Annotated in this window: 14 protein-coding genes and 4 pseudogenes; 17 read left to right on the forward strand and 1 reads right to left on the reverse strand. The window is 68.8% G+C overall.

Features of this window, described 5'->3' with window-relative positions; translation table 11 throughout:
• The first annotated feature begins 3 nt into the window (after positions 1 to 3).
• The 8 genes and pseudogenes from A4E84_RS04055 (at position 4) to A4E84_RS04085 (ending at position 7,818) form a co-directional block, all read left to right on the forward strand.
• Positions 4 to 1,014, forward strand: coding sequence for a fumarylacetoacetate hydrolase family protein (locus tag A4E84_RS04055; RefSeq protein ID WP_062925217.1), 1,011 nt, complete (start codon positions 4 to 6; stop codon positions 1,012 to 1,014).
• Between the two features lie 5 nt (positions 1,015 to 1,019).
• Positions 1,020 to 1,991: a cyclase family protein gene (locus A4E84_RS04060; protein WP_062931289.1), complete on the forward strand. Its 972-nt coding sequence runs from the start codon at positions 1,020 to 1,022 to the stop codon at positions 1,989 to 1,991.
• Positions 1,992 to 2,105: 114 nt separating this feature from the next.
• The gene (locus A4E84_RS04065; protein ID WP_062925218.1) at positions 2,106 to 3,245 is read left to right on the forward strand and encodes an FAD-dependent oxidoreductase; all 1,140 of its coding nucleotides are present in this window, start codon (positions 2,106 to 2,108) and stop codon (positions 3,243 to 3,245) included.
• Positions 3,242 to 4,267 (forward strand): amidohydrolase family protein, encoded by a 1,026-nt coding sequence (locus A4E84_RS04070; RefSeq protein ID WP_062925219.1) that lies wholly within the window; start codon positions 3,242 to 3,244, stop codon positions 4,265 to 4,267. Before A4E84_RS04065 ends, A4E84_RS04070 begins: the two co-directional genes overlap by 4 nt.
• 10 nt (positions 4,268 to 4,277) lie before the next feature.
• Positions 4,278 to 5,216 (forward strand): VOC family protein, encoded by a 939-nt coding sequence (locus A4E84_RS04075; RefSeq protein ID WP_062925220.1) that lies wholly within the window; start codon positions 4,278 to 4,280, stop codon positions 5,214 to 5,216.
• Positions 5,217 to 5,309: 93 nt separating this feature from the next.
• The gene (locus A4E84_RS04080; protein ID WP_062925221.1) at positions 5,310 to 6,275 is read left to right on the forward strand and encodes a fumarylacetoacetate hydrolase family protein; all 966 of its coding nucleotides are present in this window, start codon (positions 5,310 to 5,312) and stop codon (positions 6,273 to 6,275) included.
• Between the two features lie 116 nt (positions 6,276 to 6,391).
• Positions 6,392 to 6,508 (forward strand): annotated as a pseudogene (locus tag A4E84_RS42015) (CoA-transferase); the annotation flags it as partial.
• A gap of 50 nt (positions 6,509 to 6,558) precedes the next feature.
• On the forward strand, positions 6,559 to 7,818 hold the full coding sequence (locus A4E84_RS04085; RefSeq protein ID WP_062925222.1) for an FAD-dependent oxidoreductase: 1,260 nt from the start codon (positions 6,559 to 6,561) through the stop codon (positions 7,816 to 7,818).
• A 347-nt stretch (positions 7,819 to 8,165) separates the two neighbouring features.
• On the opposite strand, the gene A4E84_RS04090 is transcribed toward A4E84_RS04085, so the two are convergent.
• Complete coding sequence (locus tag A4E84_RS04090) at positions 8,166 to 8,789, reverse strand: TetR/AcrR family transcriptional regulator (protein ID WP_062925223.1); 624 nt, start codon at positions 8,787 to 8,789, stop codon at positions 8,166 to 8,168.
• Positions 8,790 to 8,919: 130 nt separating this feature from the next.
• Between A4E84_RS04090 and A4E84_RS44270 the strand changes: the two are divergent.
• From A4E84_RS44270 to A4E84_RS44280, 9 genes and pseudogenes are all read left to right on the forward strand, one after another.
• Positions 8,920 to 9,451, forward strand: a pseudogene (locus tag A4E84_RS44270) (4-hydroxy-2-oxovalerate aldolase); the annotation flags it as partial.
• Between the two features lie 255 nt (positions 9,452 to 9,706).
• The gene (locus A4E84_RS04095; protein WP_062925224.1) at positions 9,707 to 10,708 is read left to right on the forward strand and encodes a PaaX family transcriptional regulator; all 1,002 of its coding nucleotides are present in this window, start codon (positions 9,707 to 9,709) and stop codon (positions 10,706 to 10,708) included.
• A gap of 511 nt (positions 10,709 to 11,219) precedes the next feature.
• Positions 11,220 to 12,104 (forward strand): alpha/beta hydrolase family protein, encoded by an 885-nt coding sequence (locus A4E84_RS04100; RefSeq protein ID WP_062925225.1) that lies wholly within the window; start codon positions 11,220 to 11,222, stop codon positions 12,102 to 12,104.
• 240 nt (positions 12,105 to 12,344) lie between these two features.
• Positions 12,345 to 13,583, forward strand: a complete 1,239-nt coding sequence (locus tag A4E84_RS04105) for a glycoside hydrolase family 5 protein (protein WP_079128856.1) — start codon at positions 12,345 to 12,347, stop codon at positions 13,581 to 13,583.
• Between the two features lie 715 nt (positions 13,584 to 14,298).
• Positions 14,299 to 15,357, forward strand: coding sequence for a glycosyl hydrolase 53 family protein (locus A4E84_RS04110; protein WP_062925226.1), 1,059 nt, complete (start codon positions 14,299 to 14,301; stop codon positions 15,355 to 15,357).
• Positions 15,358 to 15,477: 120 nt separating this feature from the next.
• Positions 15,478 to 16,500, forward strand: coding sequence for a rhamnogalacturonan acetylesterase (locus tag A4E84_RS04115; RefSeq protein WP_237304819.1), 1,023 nt, complete (start codon positions 15,478 to 15,480; stop codon positions 16,498 to 16,500).
• A gap of 33 nt (positions 16,501 to 16,533) precedes the next feature.
• On the forward strand, positions 16,534 to 17,403 hold the full coding sequence (locus A4E84_RS04120) for an SGNH/GDSL hydrolase family protein (RefSeq protein WP_062925227.1): 870 nt from the start codon (positions 16,534 to 16,536) through the stop codon (positions 17,401 to 17,403).
• A gap of 173 nt (positions 17,404 to 17,576) precedes the next feature.
• Positions 17,577 to 18,620: pseudogene (locus A4E84_RS44275) on the forward strand (ABC transporter substrate-binding protein); the annotation flags it as partial.
• A 559-nt stretch (positions 18,621 to 19,179) separates the two neighbouring features.
• A pseudogene (locus A4E84_RS44280) lies at positions 19,180 to 19,383 on the forward strand (rhamnogalacturonan endolyase family protein); the annotation flags it as partial.
• Positions 19,384 to 19,488 lie beyond the last annotated feature (105 nt).

Below are 19,488 nucleotides of genomic sequence, written 5' to 3' on the forward strand. Positions count from 1 at the left end.
GAAATCTCCGTGACATCCGCAGCCGCGTCGCAACTCTTCACCCCCTTCTCCGGACCGTTCGCCATCGGCACCCTCTCGGCACCGGGCGGGACAAGGTTCCCCGGCCTGGTGGCTCCGGACGGCCAGGTGCTCGACCTGCGTACGGCACTGGATTCACCCGCGTTGACCACGCTCGCGCTCCTGGAGCGCTGGGGCGAGGAACTGCCACGCCTGCACACCCTCGCCGGGGACTCGACGCGCGACTGGCGGCCGCTGGCGGAGATGACCGTGCACGCGCCCGTCGAGCCCCGGCAGATCTTCCAGTCCGGCGCCAACTACCGGCAGCACGTGATCGACCTGGCGGTCGCACACCGCGCCCCGGACGCCCCGGGCACCGTCGAGGAGGCCCGCGCCGAGGTCGCGGCGGTCATGGACAAGCGGGCCGCCGAGGACCTCCCGTACGTCTTCATCGGCCTGCCGACCACGATCAGCGGTCCCTACGACGACGTGGTGCTGCCCGCTTGGGCCGAGAAGCCCGACTGGGAGCTGGAATTGGCCGCGGTGATCTCCCGCCCCGCCTACCGGGTCACCGTGGAGGAGGCGCTGGAGTACGTCGCGGGCTACACCATCGCCAACGACCTGACCGACCGCGCGAGCGTCTTCCGCCGGGACATGCCCCCGATCGGCACCGACTGGCTGCGCAGCAAGAACGCCCCCGGCTTCACCCCGCTCGGCCCCTGGATCGTCCCGGCCGGCTCCGTCGCGGACCCGTCCGACCTGCAGGTCACCCTGAAACTCAACGGCGAGACCATGCAGGACGAGTCCACCAGCGACATGGTCTTCGGCGTCGCACGGTTGGTCTCGTACATCTCCCAGACCGCCCGACTGCTCCCCGGCGACATGGTCCTCACCGGCAGCCCGGCCGGCAACGGCATCCACTGGGGCCGGCTGCTGCGCGACGGCGACGTGATGGACGGCTCGGTCACCGGGCTCGGCGCCCAGCACACCCGCTGTGTCGCGGAGAAGACCCGATGAGCCAGATGAGCGCCGACCGTATCGACCGTACCGATCCCGAGGCGGCGATCGCCGAAGCCGCCAAGGCGTACTCGAACTGGGGCCGCTGGGGCGAGGACGACGTGCTCGGCACGCTCAACTTCCTCGACGAGGCCAAGCGCCGCGAGGGCGCGGCCCTGATCCGCGACGGCGTCAGCTTCTCCCTGTCACAGGCCTTCGACATGGACGGCCCGCAGAAGGGCTGGCGGCGGCGTACGAACCCGGTGCACACGATGCTCGCCACCGGCACCGACGCCGCTCTGGGCGGCCAGGGCTTCCCGCACGGTTTCGGTGGCGCCGACGACGTGATCGCCATGCCCTTGCAGTGCTCCACCCAATGGGACGGGCTCGGGCACATCTTCGACCACGGCAAGGCGTGGAACGGCCGCCCGGCGGAGAAGGTCGTCACCTGCGAAGGCGACCTGGTCACCGGCATCGAGCACATGGCTCCGCACGTCGCCGGGCGGGGCGTCCTCCTCGACGTGGGCCTGGTCATCGGTCAGGACGGCGAACTGCCCGACGGCTTCGCCATCACCGAGGACCACCTGACCGCAACAGCCGAGGCGCACGGCGTGACCGTCGGGCGTGGTGACCTGGTCCTCGTGCGCACCGGACGGCTGGCCCGCGCCCGTCACGAAGGCTGGGGCGACTACGCGGGCGGACCGGCGCCGGGGCTGAGCTTCAGCACGGCCGGCTGGCTGCACCGGAGCGAGATCGCCGGGATCGCCACCGACACCTGGGGCTTCGAGGTGCGGCCCAACGAGTTCGACCACGCCTTCCAGCCGCTGCACCAGGTCGCCATCCCCCATATCGGTCTGCTCATCGGGGAGATGTGGGACCTCGACGCCCTCGCCGCACATTGCGCCTCCGACGGCCGGTACGAGTTCTGGCTCACCGCCGCGCCACTGCCCATCACCGGGTCCGTCGGCTCACCGGTGAATCCCATCGCCGTCATGTAACGCCCTGGACGGCCGGGCGGGCCGCGCCCGGACGGCTACGCCACCCTCGCCGGCCCGGCCCGCAAGACCATCTCCGCCGCTCGAAGTCGCGCGGCACCATCTCAGGGAGAACCCATGAACGACACCCGCCCCCGCACCGTCCTCGTCATAGGCGGCGGCGCGTCCGGCAACGCCGTGACCGTGCTGCTGCGGCGGGCGGGCATCGCCGTGGAACTGATCGAGGCCAAGCCCGACTGGAACGTGCTCGGCTCCGGCATCACCCTCCAGGGCAACGCGCTGCGCGTGCTGCGCGAAGTGGGCGTGTGGGACAGGGTCCGGGAGAGCGGCTACGCCGTCGACGCCGTCGGCATGGCCGCGCCCGACGGGACCGTGTTCCACGTCCAGCAGGACTTCCGCACCGGTGGGGACGACCTGCCCCCGATCTTCGGCATGCAGCGGCCCCGGCTCCAGGAGATTCTGTGTGAGGCCGTCCTCGAGAGCGGCGCGGCGGTACGCCTCGGCACCACCGCCGAGGAACTGGTCCAGGACGCGTCCGGCGTCACCGCCCGGTTCGGCGACGGCACCGAGAGCCGCTACGACCTTGTCATCGCCGCCGACGGCGTCGGCTCCCGCACGCGCGCCATGATCGGCATCAGCGACAAGCCCGAACCGACCGGCATGGCCATCTGGCGCGTCCCCGTGCCCCGCCCCGAGAACGTGGAGCGCATGACCCTGGCCTACGGCGGACCGTGCTACATCGCCGGCTACTGCCCGACCAGCAAGAACACCATCTACGCCTATCTCGTCGAGGCCAACCGCGACCGCGCCTCCATCGACCCGGCCTCGTACGCGGACGAGATGCGGCGGCTGGCCGCGCCCTACGGAGGTGCGTGGCCGGAGATCGCCGCGAGCATCACCGACTCCGCCGAGGTCAACTACACCTGGTTCGAGCGGCTGCTCGTCGAGGGCTCCTGGCACCGCGGGCGGGTCGTCCTGATCGGTGACGCGGCCCATGTCTGTCCCCCCACGCTCGCCCAGGGCGCGGCCATGTCGCTGGAGGACGCCTCCGTCCTGGCCGAGATGCTGGGCGGGGAGCAGGACTGGAGTTCCCTCGACGCCCTGCTGACCGGCTTCTACGAACGCCGTATCGACCGTGTCCGCATGGTGGTCGAAGCGTCCGTGCAACTCGGTCAGTGGCAGCTGGACGGCGTCCGTGACGCCGACGCACCCGGTCTGATGGGCCGCACGATGTCCGTCCTGATGGAGACCCCGTGAACTCCGCGAACCCCGTGGGTCCCCGGAACAGCGCCACGATCGACGTCCACGCGCACGTCCTGCTGCCGCCGGTCGAGGACGCCGTCGCCGGACACCCCGGGCTGGCCGCGGCCCGCGATCTCGACGCCCGCCGCAACGGCCCCGAGGCCATCGCCGTCAGCGGCCCGATGTTCCGCGACCGCTTCCCGAAACTGACCGACGTCAAGGCCCGGCTCGCCGCGATGGACGCCTCCGGGATCGACGTCCAGCTGGTCTCACCGTCTCCGTCGCACTACCACTACTGGGCCGACGAGGACCTGGCCCGTACGGTGTGGGAACTGGCCAACGAGGGCACGGCCGCGCACATCGCCCAGGCCCCGCAGCGGCTGCACGGCCTCGGTCTCGTCCCGCTCCAGCACCCGGGCCTCGCCGTCGAAGCCCTGGAGCACGCCCTCGGCCTGGGCTTGCGCGGGGTCGAGATATCGAGCCACGCGCCGGGACGCGAACTGTCGGACCCCGCGTACGAACCGTTCTGGACACGGGCCGAGGAAACCGGCGCGATCCTCTTCCTGCACCCCTTCGGCTGCACGCTCGACGAGCGCCTCAACCGGTGGTACCTGTCCAACACCGTCGGCCAGCCGACCGAGAACGCCGTCGCCCTGTCCCACCTGATCTTCTCCGGAGTCCTGGACCGGCACCCGGGGCTGCGCATCGTCGCCGCCCACGGCGGCGGCTATCTGCCCACCCACATCGGCCGCTCCGACCACGCCTGGCTCGCCCGCACCGACACCCGCGGCTGCGCGTACCCGCCCAGCAGCTACCTCAAGCAGCTGTACTTCGACTCCCTCGTCCACGACCCGGACGTCCTGCGCGAGCTGATCCGGGTGGCCGGCCCCGACCGGGTGCTGCTCGGCTCCGACTTCCCCTTCGACATGGGCACCGACGACCCGCTCGGCGCTCTGCGCGACGTCATCGACCTGCCCGACCCCCACTTCCACGCCGTACGCGGCGGCAACGCGGCAGCGCTGCTGCGTCTCACCTGAGGAGCCCGACATGACCAACCGCCTGCTCACCCACCTGCGACACGTCGACCTCGCCGTGCCCGACTACGACAAGCAGCTCGACTTCTACGCCGGCGTCTGGGGCCTGACCAAGGTCGCCGAGGACTCCGGTATCTCCTTCCTGGCCGCCGAGGGCTCCCCCGAGCAGTACATCGTCCGGCTCCGCAAGGCCGAGGAGAAGCGCCTCGACCTCATCTCCTACGGCGCGGCGAACCCCGCCGACGTGGACACACTCGCCGAGCAACTCCTCGCGGGTGGAGTGCGGTTGATCTCCCAGCCGGGCAAGATCGACAGCCCCGGCGGCGGTTACGGCTTCCGCTTCTTCGACATCGACGGCCGCACCATCGAGGTCTCGGCCGACGTCGAGGCACGTCGGCACCGTCGTATCGAGGAGAAGGAGTCCATCCCCGTCCGTCTCTCGCACGTCGTCCTGAACTCTCCCGACATCAACGCCACCCGCGCCTGGTACGAGCAGCACCTCGACTTCCGGCTGTCCGACACGATGACCTTGCCGCACATGGGCGAGGTCATGCACTTCATGCGGATCAGCAACCAGCACCACTCCATGGCCATCGCCAGCGGTCCGCACACCTCCCTGCAGCACCTCTCCTTCGAGATGCGCGGCATCGACGAGTACATGCGCGGCTCCGGCCGCGTGATGCGCTCCGGCGCCCGCAAGATCTGGGGCCCCGGGCGGCACATGGCGGGCGACAACACCTTCACGTACTTCCTCGACCCGCACGGCAACACCGTGGAGTACACCACCGAGCTCGAAAAGCTGGACGAGGACACCTGGCACCCGCACATCTACGACCTGACGAAGCCCGAGAACGCCGACCAGTGGGGCACGTCCAACCCGATGAACGAGATGGTCGCCAAGGAGATGCTCAACGACGTCGACCGCGGCGTCTTCGTCGCTCCGCCGGTCTGACCCCCTGACCCCGGGGGCTCGGCGCACTCCCCCGCCGTGCCATGCCGCCGGGCTCCCGGCCTGTGTCAACCCTCCCAGCTCCCTAGGAATGCCATGCGTTTCGCCACGTACGAACAGCACGGCCGCAGCCGTCTCGCCACCGTCGAGGACGACGGTGTCCTCTACCCCTGCCCCGGCCGAGCCTCGCTTCTCGATCTGATCCAGGCCGGTCCCGAGGTGCTGCGCGAGGCGGGCAACGCAAGCCTGGACGTGCCGCGCGGGCCGCACGTCTCCCAGGTGCGATTGCTGCCGCCGCTCCAACCGCCGTCCGTACGCGACTTCGTCACGTTCGAGGAGCACGTCGAGGGTGTACGACGCAGCATCGACGGCGTCCCGGGCGCCCCGGACGCCTGGTACGACGCGCCCACCTTCTACTTCACCAACCCCTACGCGGTCATCGGCGCCCACGACGACGTCCCCGTGCCGCCCGGCAGCCAGGCACTGGACTTCGAACTCGAAGTCGCCGCGGTCATCGGCCGCGAGGGCCGCGACCTCACCCCCGAGCAGGCCCGCGACCACATCGTCGGCTACACGATCTTCAACGACTGGTCCGCGCGTGACCTCCAGTCCCGCGAGATGCAGGTCGGCCTCGGCCCCTGCAAGGGCAAGGACACCGCCACCACCCTCGGCCCCCACCTCGTCACCGCGGACGAGCTGGAGCCCTACCGCGACAGCGACGGATTCCTGCGCCTGGCGCTGACCGCCGAGATCAACGGAGAGGTCGTCGGCAAGGACCTGCTGTCCAACATGAGCTGGACCTTCGAGGAGATGACCGCATACGCCTCCCGCGGCACCCGGGTACGCCCCGGCGACGTCCTCGGCTCCGGCACCTGCGGCAACGGCGGCTGTCTCGCCGAACTCTGGGGCGTACGCGGCCGCCAGGACCCGCCGCCGCTCAAGCCCGGCGACACCGTCACCCTCACCGTCGAGGGCATCGGCACCGTCTCCAACACCGTGGTACAGGGGGCCGAACCGGTGGCCGTCCCCGGCGCCCGTACGCGCCCGCGAACACGCCCGTGAACCGCGCGGCGTAGTGCATATCGGCGCGGGTCTCGTCGCCAACGGCGGCTGGTCGACGGTGCTGCCCGGCTCCTCCGTTCGATCCCCGGCCGACCTCCGGCTGTAAGGACCCGCACGTGAACAAGGTCAGCGCGAGCGCCGCCGAGGCGGTAGCCGACATCTGCGACGGGGCCTCGCTCGCCGTTGGTGGCTTCGACCCGTCCGGCATACCGGCCGCCCTCGTCGACGCCCTGCCCGCTCACCATCCACGAGGTCAACGACGACCGAGGCTGAGGAACCCACCATGAAGAAGCTTCCCGCCCAGCGCGGCCGCGTCGCCGTCATCGGCGCCGGGCCCGGTGGCATGGCCGCCGCGCTCTCCGTCCACCAGGCCGGCCACGACGTCGTGCTGTTCGAGCGCTACCCGCACGCCAGACCCGCCGGCAACATCCTCAACCTGTGGCCGCCACCCATCAAGGCACTCGGACTGCTCGGAGTGAACACCGAGGACCTGGGTGCGCCCTGTACATCCGAGTTCCGCAACGCCCGCGGGCGCCGCCGGGTCCGCGCGGCCCTTCCGGAACAGGTGGTCCGCGACTACGGCGGCGGCTTCGTCGGCCTGCTGCGCCCCGAGCTGTACGAGCGGCTGCTCGACGCGCTGCCCAAGGGTGTCCTGCGAGTCGACCACACGGTGGAGCGCGTCGAGCAGGACGAGAGTGGTGTTCGACTGCACCTCGCGGACGGACGAGTCCACGAGGCGGACGTCGTGATCGGCGCGGACGGCATCGATTCCCTGGTCCGCCGCACCCTGTGGGGCGACAGCCCCAAGCGCGAGCACAACCTGCACATCTTCGGCGGCTACACCTTCGACGACAACGTCGAGACCGAGCCCGGAATGTGCGTCCTCTCCCACACCCGCACGGTGCAGGGCAGTTGGACCGCCATCCGCGACAAGGGACGCGACGGCCACCAGTGGTGGGTACTCGAAGCGTTCGACGCACGCCGGGAATTCACCGGGGACCTGCACTCGACCGCGACCAGTCTCGGTCGGGGCTTCGCACGTCCGCTCCCCCAGTTGATCGCCGCGACCGACCCCGCGCGCGTTCAGCGCTGGGTGATCCGCGACCGCAAGCCGCTGAAGCAGTGGTCCAAGGGCCGCGCCACTCTCGTCGGCGACGCCGCGCATCCCACATCCCCGTACGCGGGGTACGGCGCCGGTATGGCCACCGAGGACGGCTATTTCATCGGCCGCCGCCTGGCAGGGGTGGACCTGAGCGACTACGCCGCCGTCCGCCAGGCACTCGACGCCTTCGAGACCCCCCGCAAGCCGCACACCGCCCGGCAGTCCCAGCACGCCTACGCCCTCGGGCAGGTCTTCCACCACGCGCCGCGCGCTCTGCAACCGATCCGGGACGCGATCCTGGACCGCACCCCACTGATGCAGAAGGTGGTCGGCGACTCCACCCCCGGCTCGATCCTCACTCAGCTCGGTGAGATCGACCGGGCCGAAGCCCGCTTCAACACGCTCCTCGGCTTCGGCGGGGCACACGACACCGCTTCCTGAACCACGTGGCTGGGGCCCGCGCCCGGGGGGGGGCTGGCGCTGCCCCGGAACAGCAGGCCGCCCGAACCACGCCCCGGCGCAGAACGCCAAGCGTTCATCGGGAAGTCGAGAGCCACCTCCCCTACCCGCGACCGTCGGTCAGCGCATCGCCGGGATCCGCTCGGAGGTGGCCGAGCGCGGACAGGGTTCGCCGCCGACGACCCGGCCACCAGCCGAGTCGCGGGTGCGCCGAGCACCACGGGGATCGAGAACCGCCACCGCGGCGTTTCCTGAAGGCCGCACCCCTTCAGGCGGTCCGAGCCCTCGCCTACCCCTGTGGCTTTAGGAGGCAGGAGGCCTTGGTGAAACTATTCCGTCAGCGTGCCCATAGCACGGTCGAGCAGTACGGCCAAGGGAACGGCGCCCCCACAGGTCACCCAGCCCGTCGCGGCCGCATCCAGACAGGCGAGCGCGGCCCCGGAAAGCGCGTTCGGCCCGACCTCCTCCGGCTGGTCGGCGCTGACGCCCAGCCGCCGTGCGATCTCCGGCTCCAGCATCGCCTGCCAGCTCAGCTGCTTCTCGAAGTGCCGTGCGCGCAGTGACGGAGTCTCCTGGAGCATGCGCAGATAGCTGAGCGCTTGCTCGGGCGCCTGCTCGTTCGCCTGCGTGAGGACATCGAACGCCCTGCGCAGCGCCTCCCAGGGACGCTCGGTGTCGGGGCGGGCGGCGAACGCCTCCGCGATCTGACGGCCGGTCTCATCCAAGCCCTGCAGGACCATGTCTTCTTTGGTGCCGAAGTACCGGAACAGGCTGGCACGCGACAGCCCGACCTCACCGGCGATCTGGTCGACGGTCGTCCGGTCGAATCCCTGCTCGACGAAGAGCCGGAGCGCGACCTCGACGACTTCCTTCCGGACCGTCGCGCGCATACGCTCCCGCAGGCTGGGGGGTTTGGTCGCGGACTGGGCGGAGGTGCGGGCGGAGTCGGTCATGAGTAAAGAATACAACAGCGGCTCAATCTGATACTGAGCATCAGTTACTCGGCACATCTTCCACACAGCTCCCGGCCAAGCCGTCGAGCCTGCGTGACACATGCGAGAGCGACGGTTCAGGAAGGCAGAGGTGACCGGCATAGCGATCCGGCTCTCGCCCACCCCGCTGCCGCCCGGCACCGGCACCGCGCCCGGCCTCTTGCCGGGCATCCGCTCCGTGCGCGTGGTCCCCACTGCACCGAGGCCGACATCTCCGCCCAGCACATCGCCGCGGCCCGCGGGCTGGGCATGGATGTGGCGGGCTTCCTGATGAGGTCCCAGTCGCCAGACTCGCCGAACTGGCCGCCGGGCCAAGCTGATGGACTCACACGGCGCCCACTGCGTCCGCGTCACGACTCCGGGGGCCCGTCGCACCATGGACGGCGTACGCGACCGTCTGCGCGCCTACCGCGAACTCCTCGACCGGCCACCGGACTCGGCAATTACGCCCACCACCACTTGGCCCTCGGCGTCGCCAACACCGTCGTCGCCGTCGGGAACCGGTGACGCGCTTGGACACTCCCTGGCAGGCCAGGGCGGGCGCCGGCGACTGCCCGCTGGAGGCGTTCATCGCGGTCGCCGGCCTGATGGGCCGGAAGCACGGCTGCGACCTGTTCCCACTTGCCCGGCATCCTCGAGAAGGTTTGCCCGCCCGCAGGACGACGTTCGTGTCGACCGGTACGATCCGCGCCGAGTCATCGTCGGAGAGCGCGAGTTCCATCGCGAGGAGCCCGACCTGGTGCAGCGGAACGGTCCCGGACGTCAGCTCCGGGACGTCAGCTCCGGGACGTCCACCGCCGGGCCGGCGCGCGGAGATCCGGCCTGGTGGAGCAATCGCAGCGGAGCTGACGTCCGGCGATTCGGCAACCGTTACAGTGATGCCGACCCTGTCCACCGCGCCGGAGCCGACTTTGCCGAACCTGTCCCACCTCGAGGAGATCTTCTCCGACGAGGGTGACGGCGCCGTCGGCCCCGTGCGGTCGCCCGGGTGGCAGAGCAACGTATCGCCGCAGGGACTCACGGTGACATTGATCGCCGACTACACATTCCCCGTCCGGGCGTGGTTGCCCTCGGCGGCGATCGTGGCGCTGCTCGGAGAGTTCCGCGTGACCGCGGGTGCCGCCCGTACGACGATCAGCAGGCTGATGCGCCGTGGGGTGCTGGAGGGCAGCCGGCAAGGCAGGTACAGCTCCTACCGGCTGACGTCGCAGGCCGCCGTCGACCTGTGGAGCGGCGCCAGCTCGATCGCCACCTTCACCACCCAACCCGACTCCTGGGACGGAAGGTGGACACTGATCGCCTTCTCCGTCCCGGAACAGGAGAGCACGCGGCGGCGCGCGTTACGCACCGCGCTGCGTTGGCGCGGATTCGCGCCGCTGTACGACGCGCTCTGGGTGTCGCCGCACCCCCTGACCCCCAAGGGGCGGATCGAGGTGGCCGACCTGGCGCGGGGAGCGGTGACCGTGTTCCGCGCGCGGCAGGAGGATCTGGGCACGGAGATCGACCGCAACCCGGTCGAGGCGTGGGACCTGCCCGGCATCGCCGGGCACTACCAGGCTTTCATCGACCGTTGGAGCGGCTTGCTCGCGCACATCAGCACCGACCGCGTCACCGGTGCCGACGCGGTGCGCGCACGGACCGAGGTCATGCACGCCTACCGGCACTTCCCCATCCTGGACCCGCTGCTCCCCATCGGGCTGCTGCCGCCCGACTGGCCCCGGTCGCGGGCGCGGGAAGTCTGCGTCGCGGTGTACGACGGACTGTTCCAGCCGGCCCAGGACCATGTCCGCTCCGTGGTGACCCGATTCGCCGAGGGACCGCACCCCGACATCAGGGCCCATACGATCGCCGGCATGAGTGCGGGTATCGGCCACGGCTGACGACGGACCGTCGAATGTGACCGGGCGGGCTGCGAAGACGTCACACCGTGCTCCTGCGCCTGCGATCTGTCGAATGCGCGTCGAAGACAACAGAGTTGGGCGCCAATGATTGACAGATCGGCACCCGATCGGGAATGTACCTGATGCAAGACATGTGGGAACGCTCCCAGAGGTGCAGCACACGACGAGTGGAAGGAGAGGCATCCCCTGCACCGCTTCCGCAGAATCAACACCTCCCCATCAGACAGGCGGGCAGGTGGGCGCGAAGAGCTGCTCCCTCAATGAGTCACGGTCCGGCCGGTGTTCAGCGGCTCGCCGCGTCTCTGCCAGCAAGGCCTCACGACCACCACGGCAGGACCGGAACGTCCTCCACCGTGCGCGATTCGCCGACCTGACCACCCCCACCACCGCCCCCCCACCACCCCGGTCAGTCTCCCCGCCGCGGCATCGACGATGCCTCTTCCGGCACCTGCCCGGGCAGCGCTCCGCACACCCCCCACCAGGAGTCTTCATGACCATGCAACGGCGCAGTTTCCTGACCCTGAGCGCAGCCGGAGCCGCGGGCGTAGGCATGTCCCTGCTCGGCACGGGACAAGCAGGTGCCACCGCGCGGGCAGGAGCTCCGGCCCAGCGGTTCGCGGTCGGCGTGCGCCAGTACGCCTGGAGCCGTGGCAGCCGACGGTGGACCACCTACGTCTACTATCCCGCCGCGGGCGCCCCCGGTGGCTCCCCGGTCGCCAACGCCCCCGTCGCGCAGGGCGTTTTCCCGGCCTGCGAGTTCATGCACGGCTTCAGCAGCAGCCCGCAGAAGTCCCTGGCGATCATCCGCCCCCTGGCCGAGGCGGGGTTCATCGTCCCCGCCCCCCACTTCGCCAACCTCCGTGGCCAAGACGTCTACAACGGCAACCAGTCCAAGGACGTCTCCGAGGTCATCACCCGGACCCTCGCCCTGAACACGGCCGGGGGCCCGCTGGCCGGCCACATCAACACGGCGGTCGGGGTCGGCGTCTCCGGCCACTCGATGGGCGGCATGACCACCCACGGACTGCTGACCGCCTGGCCGGACGCACGAATCACCGCCGCGGTCCCCATGTCCTGCGTGGACATGGGGAGCCCGAGCCCGTCGGTCCGCGCCAAGGTCCTGTTCATGCACGGCGACCGGGACGGGACGTGCCCGATCTCCTCCGCCCGTCAGGCGTACCGGGAACTGCCCGCCGCCAAGGCGTTCCTCACCTTCCGCGGCGCCGGTCACAGCAACTACTTCGGCGACTCCCGCACCGTCAACACCTTCGTGGACTGGATGCGGTGGAGTCTGTACGGCGACACCGCGGCCCGCGACCGCCTTCGCGCCGACGCCAGCTCCTCCACCACCACCTGGGAATCCGCCCTCGGCTGAGGAGCAACCGCACACGGCCCGGGTGGGCGCGTCTGCCGTGATCGCCGCGCATCCGAGCCATGCGGGGTGCGTGGCCGCCCACGGACGCCTGCGAGGTCAGCCACCGCGCAATCGACTGTGTCGTCTCCGGGCCGGCGTGGACACCACCGCCCGCACAGCAGACGGCTCCGGCCGCTCCCACTCGTACAGATAGATCCGCTTGGGGTCCTACGCCCTCAAGGACGCAAGAGAGGAAAGCCCATGGTTTCACTAGCAGGGAAGATCAAAGTCATTTTCCTTGCCGTCCTGTTGGCAGTTGCCGCATCTGTGTACGGCGCGGCGCATCAGGCATCGGCCGACACCGTGGCAGAGACAAGCGCTTCGCAGATAGTGGCCGACATGGGCGCGGGCTGGAATCTGGGGAACCAACTCGAAGCCACCACCAACGGATACCCCAGCGAAACGGCGTGGGGCCAGCCGACGGTAACGCAGGCCCTCATCGACAAAGTGAGGGCGGCAGGGTTCAAGACGATCCGGATCCCGGTCTCCTACCTGGGACACATAGGACCCGGCCCGAACTACACGATCAACGCCTCCTGGCTGAACAGAATCCAAGAAGTCGTCAACTACGCCTACAACAGGGGCCTGCATGTGCTGATCAACATGCACGGCGACGGGTACAAGACCGTCAACGGCTCCTGGCTCATCTGCGATTCGCCCTCCCAGGCGACGATCAAGGCCAAGTACGAGAAGGTTTGGCAGCAGATCGCGAACAGGTTCAAGAACTACGACCAGCGCCTGATCCTGGAGTCCATGAACGAAGAGTTCGACGGGCAGTACGGCCGCCCGACCCAACCGTGCTACTCAAACATCAACAGCTACAACCAGATCTTCGTGGACACCGTGCGGAAAACGGGCGGCAACAACAGTTCGAGGTGGCTGCTCGTGCCCGGCTGGAACACGAACATCGACTACACCGCGGGAAATTACGGCTTCGCGCTTCCGTCCGACCAGTACCGCTCCCCCTCCATTCCCGCACATGAGCGGCGGATCATGATCTCCGTTCATCACTACAGCCCGTGGGACTTCGCCGGAGAGGAAAGCGGCACCATCACGCAATGGGGCCGAGCAGCGACCAACCCATCGAGGACGTCGACCTGGGGGCAGGAGGACTATCTGGACGCGCAGCTCAAGAAGATGCGCGACGTGTTCGTTGCCAAGGGGTATCCGGTGGTGGTGGGCGAGTACGGCGCCATCGACAAGTCATCATTCGATTCGTCGAACAACAGGTATCGTGCGGACTTCGCACGGGCCGTCGCGGCCACCGCCAAGAAATACGGCGCGGCCGCCGTCTACTGGGACAACGGTGCAACCGATCGGTACGGGTTCGGGCTGTTCAACCGGCACTCGCTCACGGTGACCCAGCAGGGCATCATCAACGCCATCATGACCGGCGTGAGCGGCAGTGTTGCCGGCTCCGGTCTTCCGTCCGGCAGGTAACAGGGCCCGGGTCTCGGCGACGGGAATCTACCTCTACACACCGCGTGGGCGCGCGCAGTTGGGCCAGGTGGCGATGCCGCTGTGCGATCTCGTCAACTGCGCGCGCAGCCGAAGAAGCTCAACTGCTCCGCGTCTGGGAGCACGTTTCACAAAGTCGAGGGATCTTTGTCTCGGGCGCGGACCGTGTCGAGAAGGGGCGGCAGGTACTCAGTCGTTGCGCGGTGGCTTCTTCTGTTCGAGCGTGTGCGGGTGCGAGCCCAGAGATCTCCGGTGCACAGCCCCTTTCTCGTCGCTGCGTTCCTCCCAAAAGGGCACTTGAACTGGGCTGCCCCCTTCCCTTTCAGACAGCTCAGGGCCGAGGAACGGCGAGCCCCCGCCCCACAGGATCGCACTGTTTCTTCCATGGATTGATGAATAATGGTTGACAGCTTCGTGCCCGATCGAGAAGCTGCATGATGCACCTCGAGTTCGTTGTGATGCGATTGCGCACCTCCGTCGCACCACCTCTGTGATCGCTCACAGTTCCGACCTGCACTCCAGCCTTGGCTGTTGCCGCACCGAGGGCGGCGGGACCGCATTCGGGCAAAGCCAACTCCGCGTTCCTGAGCGCCAGTTGTCCCCATCACCCGCACCGCTCCTGGAAGTCTCTTACTCACTGACCCGCTCTCCGTCGCCCGCGACGTCTCACCCGCGGTCGACGGAAGGAAGGACCGACATGCCCCCGCAACCCCCCACACCAGTTGCCGGGCACATCAGCCGGCGCACCCTGCTCAAGGCCACCACCGCCACCGCCGGGGCGCTCGCCACCGCCGTCGCGTTCGCCGAACTCGAGACGCCTGCCGAGGCCGCGGCGGGCTTCGTCAAGGGCGTCGACATCAGCTGGGCACCTCAGATGGAGGCCCGCGGCTACTCCTGGAAGAACGCCGGCGGGCAGACCCAGGACCTGCTGACCATCCTCAAGGGATACGGCATCACCGCCGTACGCCTGCGCACGTTCGTCAACCCTTCCAACGACCCGGCCAACGGGCACTGCGGCATCAACGAGGTGGCCGCCTTCGCCAAGCGGGTCAAGGCCGCCGGGATGTCGATCATGCTCGACTACATGTTCGGCGACACCTGGAACTCCGTCGGGGTGCAGAACCCGCCCGCGGCCTGGCGGAACATGAGCTACAGCCAGATGCGCACCGCGATGGGCACGTACGTGAACCAGACCATGACGGTCATGAAGAACAACGACGTGCTCCCCACCTGGGTGCAGATCGGCAACGAGATCAACAGCGGGATCTGCCGCCCCGTCGGCAGCATCTCCAGCCCGGCGCAGCTGACCGGACTGCTCAACGCCGCGTACGACCAGGTCAAGGCGGTGTCACCGAACTCGACCGTGTGTATCCACCTGGCCCAGCCGCAGAAGTACGACGTGATGACGACGTTCTTCAGTCGCTTCGCCGCGAACGGCGGCAAGTGGGACATGTCGGTGTTCTCCTCCTACGGCAGCGCCGACGTCGCGGCCGGGATCGTGGGGAACATGAAGAGGATCTCCGACGCCTACGGCAAACCGTTCCTGCAGAGCGAGTTCGGTGGTCGGGTGGACCGCGCCTCCTCCACCCAGGCCGCACTGGTCGCCTACATCAAGGCCCTCAAGGCCAACGGCGGGCAGGGCATCTTCTACTGGGAGCCGGAGTGCATGTCCCCGTTCACCGGTTACAACATGGGCGCCTGGGACTCCGCCACGAAGCGGCCCTCCATCATCATGAACGGCTTCACCCAGGCCTGAGCGACGGGCCATGAATCTCAGCCCGGGCAACTTTCCCGCAAGGATTGATTGGGATTGGTGATTGTAATGAGCATGACATCGCATCTCGAAGGGCACGGAGTCAGGCTGGGAGCAGTAGGTTTGCTGACCCTTGCGACGCTGGTCGGCACCGGTGCGGCACATGCCGATACCGCCACGCGGGCACTGCCGGCCGGTTGTTCCGGCACTGCGCCGATCAAGTGTCACTACGCGGTCTCACCCGGCAACTACGACGTGACGGTCTCCATCGGTGGTGCCACTGCCGCCGAGACCGACATGTGGGTGGAGGCCCGGCGCCTGATGCTTCCGGCGACGAAGACGGCGGCCGGTGCCGCCGCCACATACTCGTTCACGGTCAATGTGCGGCAGCCGGAGGGCCAGCCGACCGGCCAGGGAGGCACCGGAAACCCCGGTCTGGACATCCGGTTCGCGGGGACCAACCCGCAGGTGTCGGCCGTCTCCGTGAAACCGGCGACCCAGCCGCTGGTCGCCTACCTGGCCGGTGACTCGACCGTGTGCGACCAGTTCACAGCCCCGTACACAGGATGGGGCCAGATGATCACGCCGGCGGTGGGTCCCGGAGCGTCCGTCGCCAACTACGCCGACTCGGGGGAGAGTTCGGGCAGTTTCCTGAGGAACTCGGCGCTCTTCCCGGCGCTGCTGCCGAAGGTCAGGGCAAACGACGCGGTCTTCATCCAGTTCGGCCACAACGACAAGCAGACCAGCGCGTCGGCCTTCCGGAGCAACCTCACCTCCATGATCACGCAGGTCCGTGCGAAGGGCGGCGTCCCCGTTCTGGTGACCCCGCCGGTCCGCCGGCAGTTCAACGGCAGCCGGCTCACGTCCACGGCACTGCACGTCAACGGCGTCGGAGTGAACCTGCCCGCCGAGATGCGCTCGGTCGGCACAGCGCAGAACGTGCCGGTGATCGATCTGACCACCAAGAGCAAGACGCTGGTCGAGTCCCTCGGCCCGTCCGCCTCCGCACAGCTCTACCTGCGCTCGTCCGTCGACGGTGTCACGGACAACACCCACTTCTCGCAGTACGGCGCGAGCCGGATGGGCGGGCTGGTGCTCCAGAGCATCCGCGAGCAGCGCCTGCCCCTGGCCGCGTACCTGCGCTGACGACGCCCGGCGCCAGTCCCAAGGAGGGACCCGTTGAGGAACTTACGGATTCTCATCACGACCGCGCTCGTGATCGCCCTGTCGAGCCTCGGTGTCAGCGCCGCGTCCGCGGCGGACCGCGTCGCCACGAACTGCACCAGTGCCTCCCGCGCCCAGGCCCCGGCCGCACGGGCGATCGCCGCACCGGTCACCGTGTGGCTGGCCGGCGACTCCACCATGGCCAACCCGAGTTCCGGCCGTTGTCCGGTCGGCTGGGGCAGCCAGTTCGACGCCCTGTTCAACAGCGACGTGACGGTCAGGAACCAGGCGGTGGGAGGCCGCAGCATCCAGACCTGGCTGTACGAGGGGAACGTGAGCAGCACCAAGGGCTCGGACGGTGAGTGCCGCCTCACGTCCACCACGTACTCGTCCCGCTGGCAGGCGATGCTGAACTCGACCACCGGAATGAAGGCCGGTGACTACCTGTTCATCCAGTTCGGCATCAACGACTCCTCCTCGACCTGCCCCCGGCACGTCGGCCCGGCCCGGTACCAGCAGCTGATGACCATGATGGCGCAGGCCGCCCTGGCCCGGGGCGCTCACCCGGTGCTGGTCACCCCGGTGGCCGCCATCACCTGTTCCGGCAGCACAGCGACCAAGAACCGCGGCTTCGTCAACGAGACCTTTGCCGCCGGATCCGCCACCAGGGCGCCCGTCATCGACCTACAGACGCTCAGTGTCTCGCTCTACAACAGTCTGCGCTTCTGCCCGAACAACGGCGACTACGGAGGCAGCGGTCCCCTGGGCACCTTCTTCTGCAACGACCACACCCACTTCGACACCTACGGCGCCCAGCGGGTCGCAGGGCTCGTCGCCGGTGACGTGCGTCGCAAGAACCTCCCGCTCGCCGCGTATCTCAGGTAGCACGCGGCGGCGGGAGCGAACCAAGGCCGGTCGGTTCGCGGGCTGCCTCACTGCTGAGCCTCCTCAAGCACGCTGCCCCCAGTCATCCAGAGCAGCCGTTCGCGATGTCTGTTCGGCCACTGCCCGAGGGATCAGGGGGCGGGCCGCTCGCCCGGAAGGTGGTACACGCGTCGATGACAGTGTCACGAAGACGGTTCCTGGCGCTGGGCGCCGGAGCGGCAGCCGGCGGGTTCGGGCCGGTCGGCTGCGGGTCGCAGCGCTCGCTCGGCGACCCGGATGAGATCACGCTGTGGACCTGGGACCGGTCGGTGAGCGACGAACTGGTCGCCCGGGCAGAGACGAAGGGCATTCCCGGGGCCCAGGGCTTCAGACTCAGCCGCACCAACATCGGCGGCCACTTCAACACCAAGGTGCGTACCGCGCTCGCCGGCAAGTCCATGGTGCCGGACATCATCGGCATCAATTCCGACGTGGCCACCTACTTCCCCAACCAGGACGTGCTCGTCGACCTCAACGACTTCGGCGCGGCCGAGCTGAAAAGCCGGTATCTGGACTGGAAGTGGAACGAGTGCATCACACCCGAGGGCCGGATGATCGCCTTCCCCATGGACACCGGCCCCACCGGGCTGTTCTACCGCGCCGACCTGCTGCAGGAAGCCGGGATCACCACCGACCCGAAGGAGCTCGCCGCCCGGGCCCCGGACTGGGACGGCTTCATCGCCCTGGGCACGGAACTGCGGAAGTCGCGGGAGCGCGCGGTGATCTGCCCCAACATCCGCCACGTCTGGAGCATCCGCCTGGGCCAGCTGGGCAGCAAGTTCATGACCCGGGACGGCCGGTACATCGGCGACAGAGACGAACTGCGCGAGGCATTCGAACTGGCCTACCGGATCGGCAGGGACGGCCTGTCGGCCGGTGCCCCGGAGGGCTCCCCCGACTTGTACGGAGTGATCACCAGCGGCCGCCAGCCGGTCGGGGTCGGCGCGGTGTGGTGGGGCCTCGCCTTCCCGGAGTCGGCCGCGCCGAAGACCGAGGGCAAGTGGCGGGTGGCCACCCCGCCCGGCGGCTCCGGCAACGTCGGCGGGTCCTTCCTGGCGATCACCAAGTACTCCAAGAACCCCGAAGCGGCGTACAAGTTCATCACTTGGCTGCAGTCTCCGGAGAACCAGGTCAAGGCGTTCACGGAGATGTCGCTGTTCCCGTCCTCCCCGCGCTCCTTCACGAGGCCGGAGATGCGTGAGCCTCGGCCTTTCTACGGCGGGCAGCGCACCATCGAGGTGTTCGGCCCGTCGGCGCGGCAGGTCAAGAGCGTCTACAAGAGCCCGTACGACCGGGTGATGGACCCCGTCTTCGCCGCCGAGCTCGCCAACGTGGAGTCCGGCAAGAACGTCGACACGGCATGGAGGGACGCCCAGAACACACACCACCGACCAGTCGATGGTCATCGCCGGAGCGCTCATGTCAGTGATCCCGCTGATCGGGGTCTTCCTGATCGGCTCGCGCCATTTCATCGCCAACTTGGCCGCCGGCGCCATGAAGTTCTGAAGAAGCGCGCCCATGGTCGGCGCCTTTCGAGAAGCAGTCTCCGCACCTGCGTCAAGTTCTTCAGGCAGGCACGGGCCCTGCCCCTGCACGGGAGGATCCATGAAACGTTCCATCAAGGTTTCGTCAGCCGGGACCACAGCCTTACTCCTGTCCGTCGTGGCTACGACGCTCGCAGTCGACGCGGGTGCCGCGACGCCGCCGGACGGCGTCGCGGCGGCGGCCGCCAGACCGATGGAGAACCTCGGCCGCGGTGTCGTGGCCGTGCGGTCGAGCAACACCCGTGTTCTCGTCTCCTGGCGACTGCTGGGGCTCGATCCGGACGGCATCGGGTTCAACGTCTACCGGTCCGCTGCCGGAGGCCAGGAGGTCAAGCTCAACTCGGCAGTCCTGACCGGAGGCACCAACTTCACCGACCCGACGGCCGACTTGACCCGATCGAACAGCTACCGGGTACGGCCCGTGATCAACGGCGCAGAGCAGCCACCGAGCGGCGCCTTCACCCTGACCGCCAACCACGCCGTCGAACCGGCCGTTCGCATA

The sequence above is a fragment of the Streptomyces qaidamensis genome (genome assembly GCF_001611795.1).
In the GTDB taxonomy this organism is placed as follows: Bacteria; Actinomycetota; Actinomycetes; order Streptomycetales; family Streptomycetaceae; genus Streptomyces; species Streptomyces qaidamensis.

Excerpts from the sequence above, each read along its gene's own strand:
- A4E84_RS04110 (WP_062925226.1), top strand. The coding sequence starts at position 14,299 with ATGCCCCCGCAACCCCCCACACCAGTTGCCGGGCACATCAGCCGGCGC.
- A4E84_RS04060 (WP_062931289.1), top strand. The coding sequence starts at position 1,020 with ATGAGCGCCGACCGTATCGACCGTACCGATCCCGAGGCGGCGATCGCC.
- A4E84_RS04105 (WP_079128856.1), top strand. The coding sequence starts at position 12,345 with ATGGTTTCACTAGCAGGGAAGATCAAAGTCATTTTCCTTGCCGTCCTG.
- A4E84_RS04095 (WP_062925224.1), top strand. The coding sequence starts at position 9,707 with ATGCCGACCCTGTCCACCGCGCCGGAGCCGACTTTGCCGAACCTGTCC.
- A4E84_RS04085 (WP_062925222.1), top strand. The coding sequence starts at position 6,559 with ATGAAGAAGCTTCCCGCCCAGCGCGGCCGCGTCGCCGTCATCGGCGCC.
- A4E84_RS04100 (WP_062925225.1), top strand. The coding sequence starts at position 11,220 with ATGACCATGCAACGGCGCAGTTTCCTGACCCTGAGCGCAGCCGGAGCC.
- A4E84_RS04065 (WP_062925218.1), top strand. The coding sequence starts at position 2,106 with ATGAACGACACCCGCCCCCGCACCGTCCTCGTCATAGGCGGCGGCGCG.
- A4E84_RS04090 (WP_062925223.1), bottom strand. The coding sequence starts at position 8,789 with ATGACCGACTCCGCCCGCACCTCCGCCCAGTCCGCGACCAAACCCCCC.
- A4E84_RS04075 (WP_062925220.1), top strand. The coding sequence starts at position 4,278 with ATGACCAACCGCCTGCTCACCCACCTGCGACACGTCGACCTCGCCGTG.
- A4E84_RS04080 (WP_062925221.1), top strand. The coding sequence starts at position 5,310 with ATGCGTTTCGCCACGTACGAACAGCACGGCCGCAGCCGTCTCGCCACC.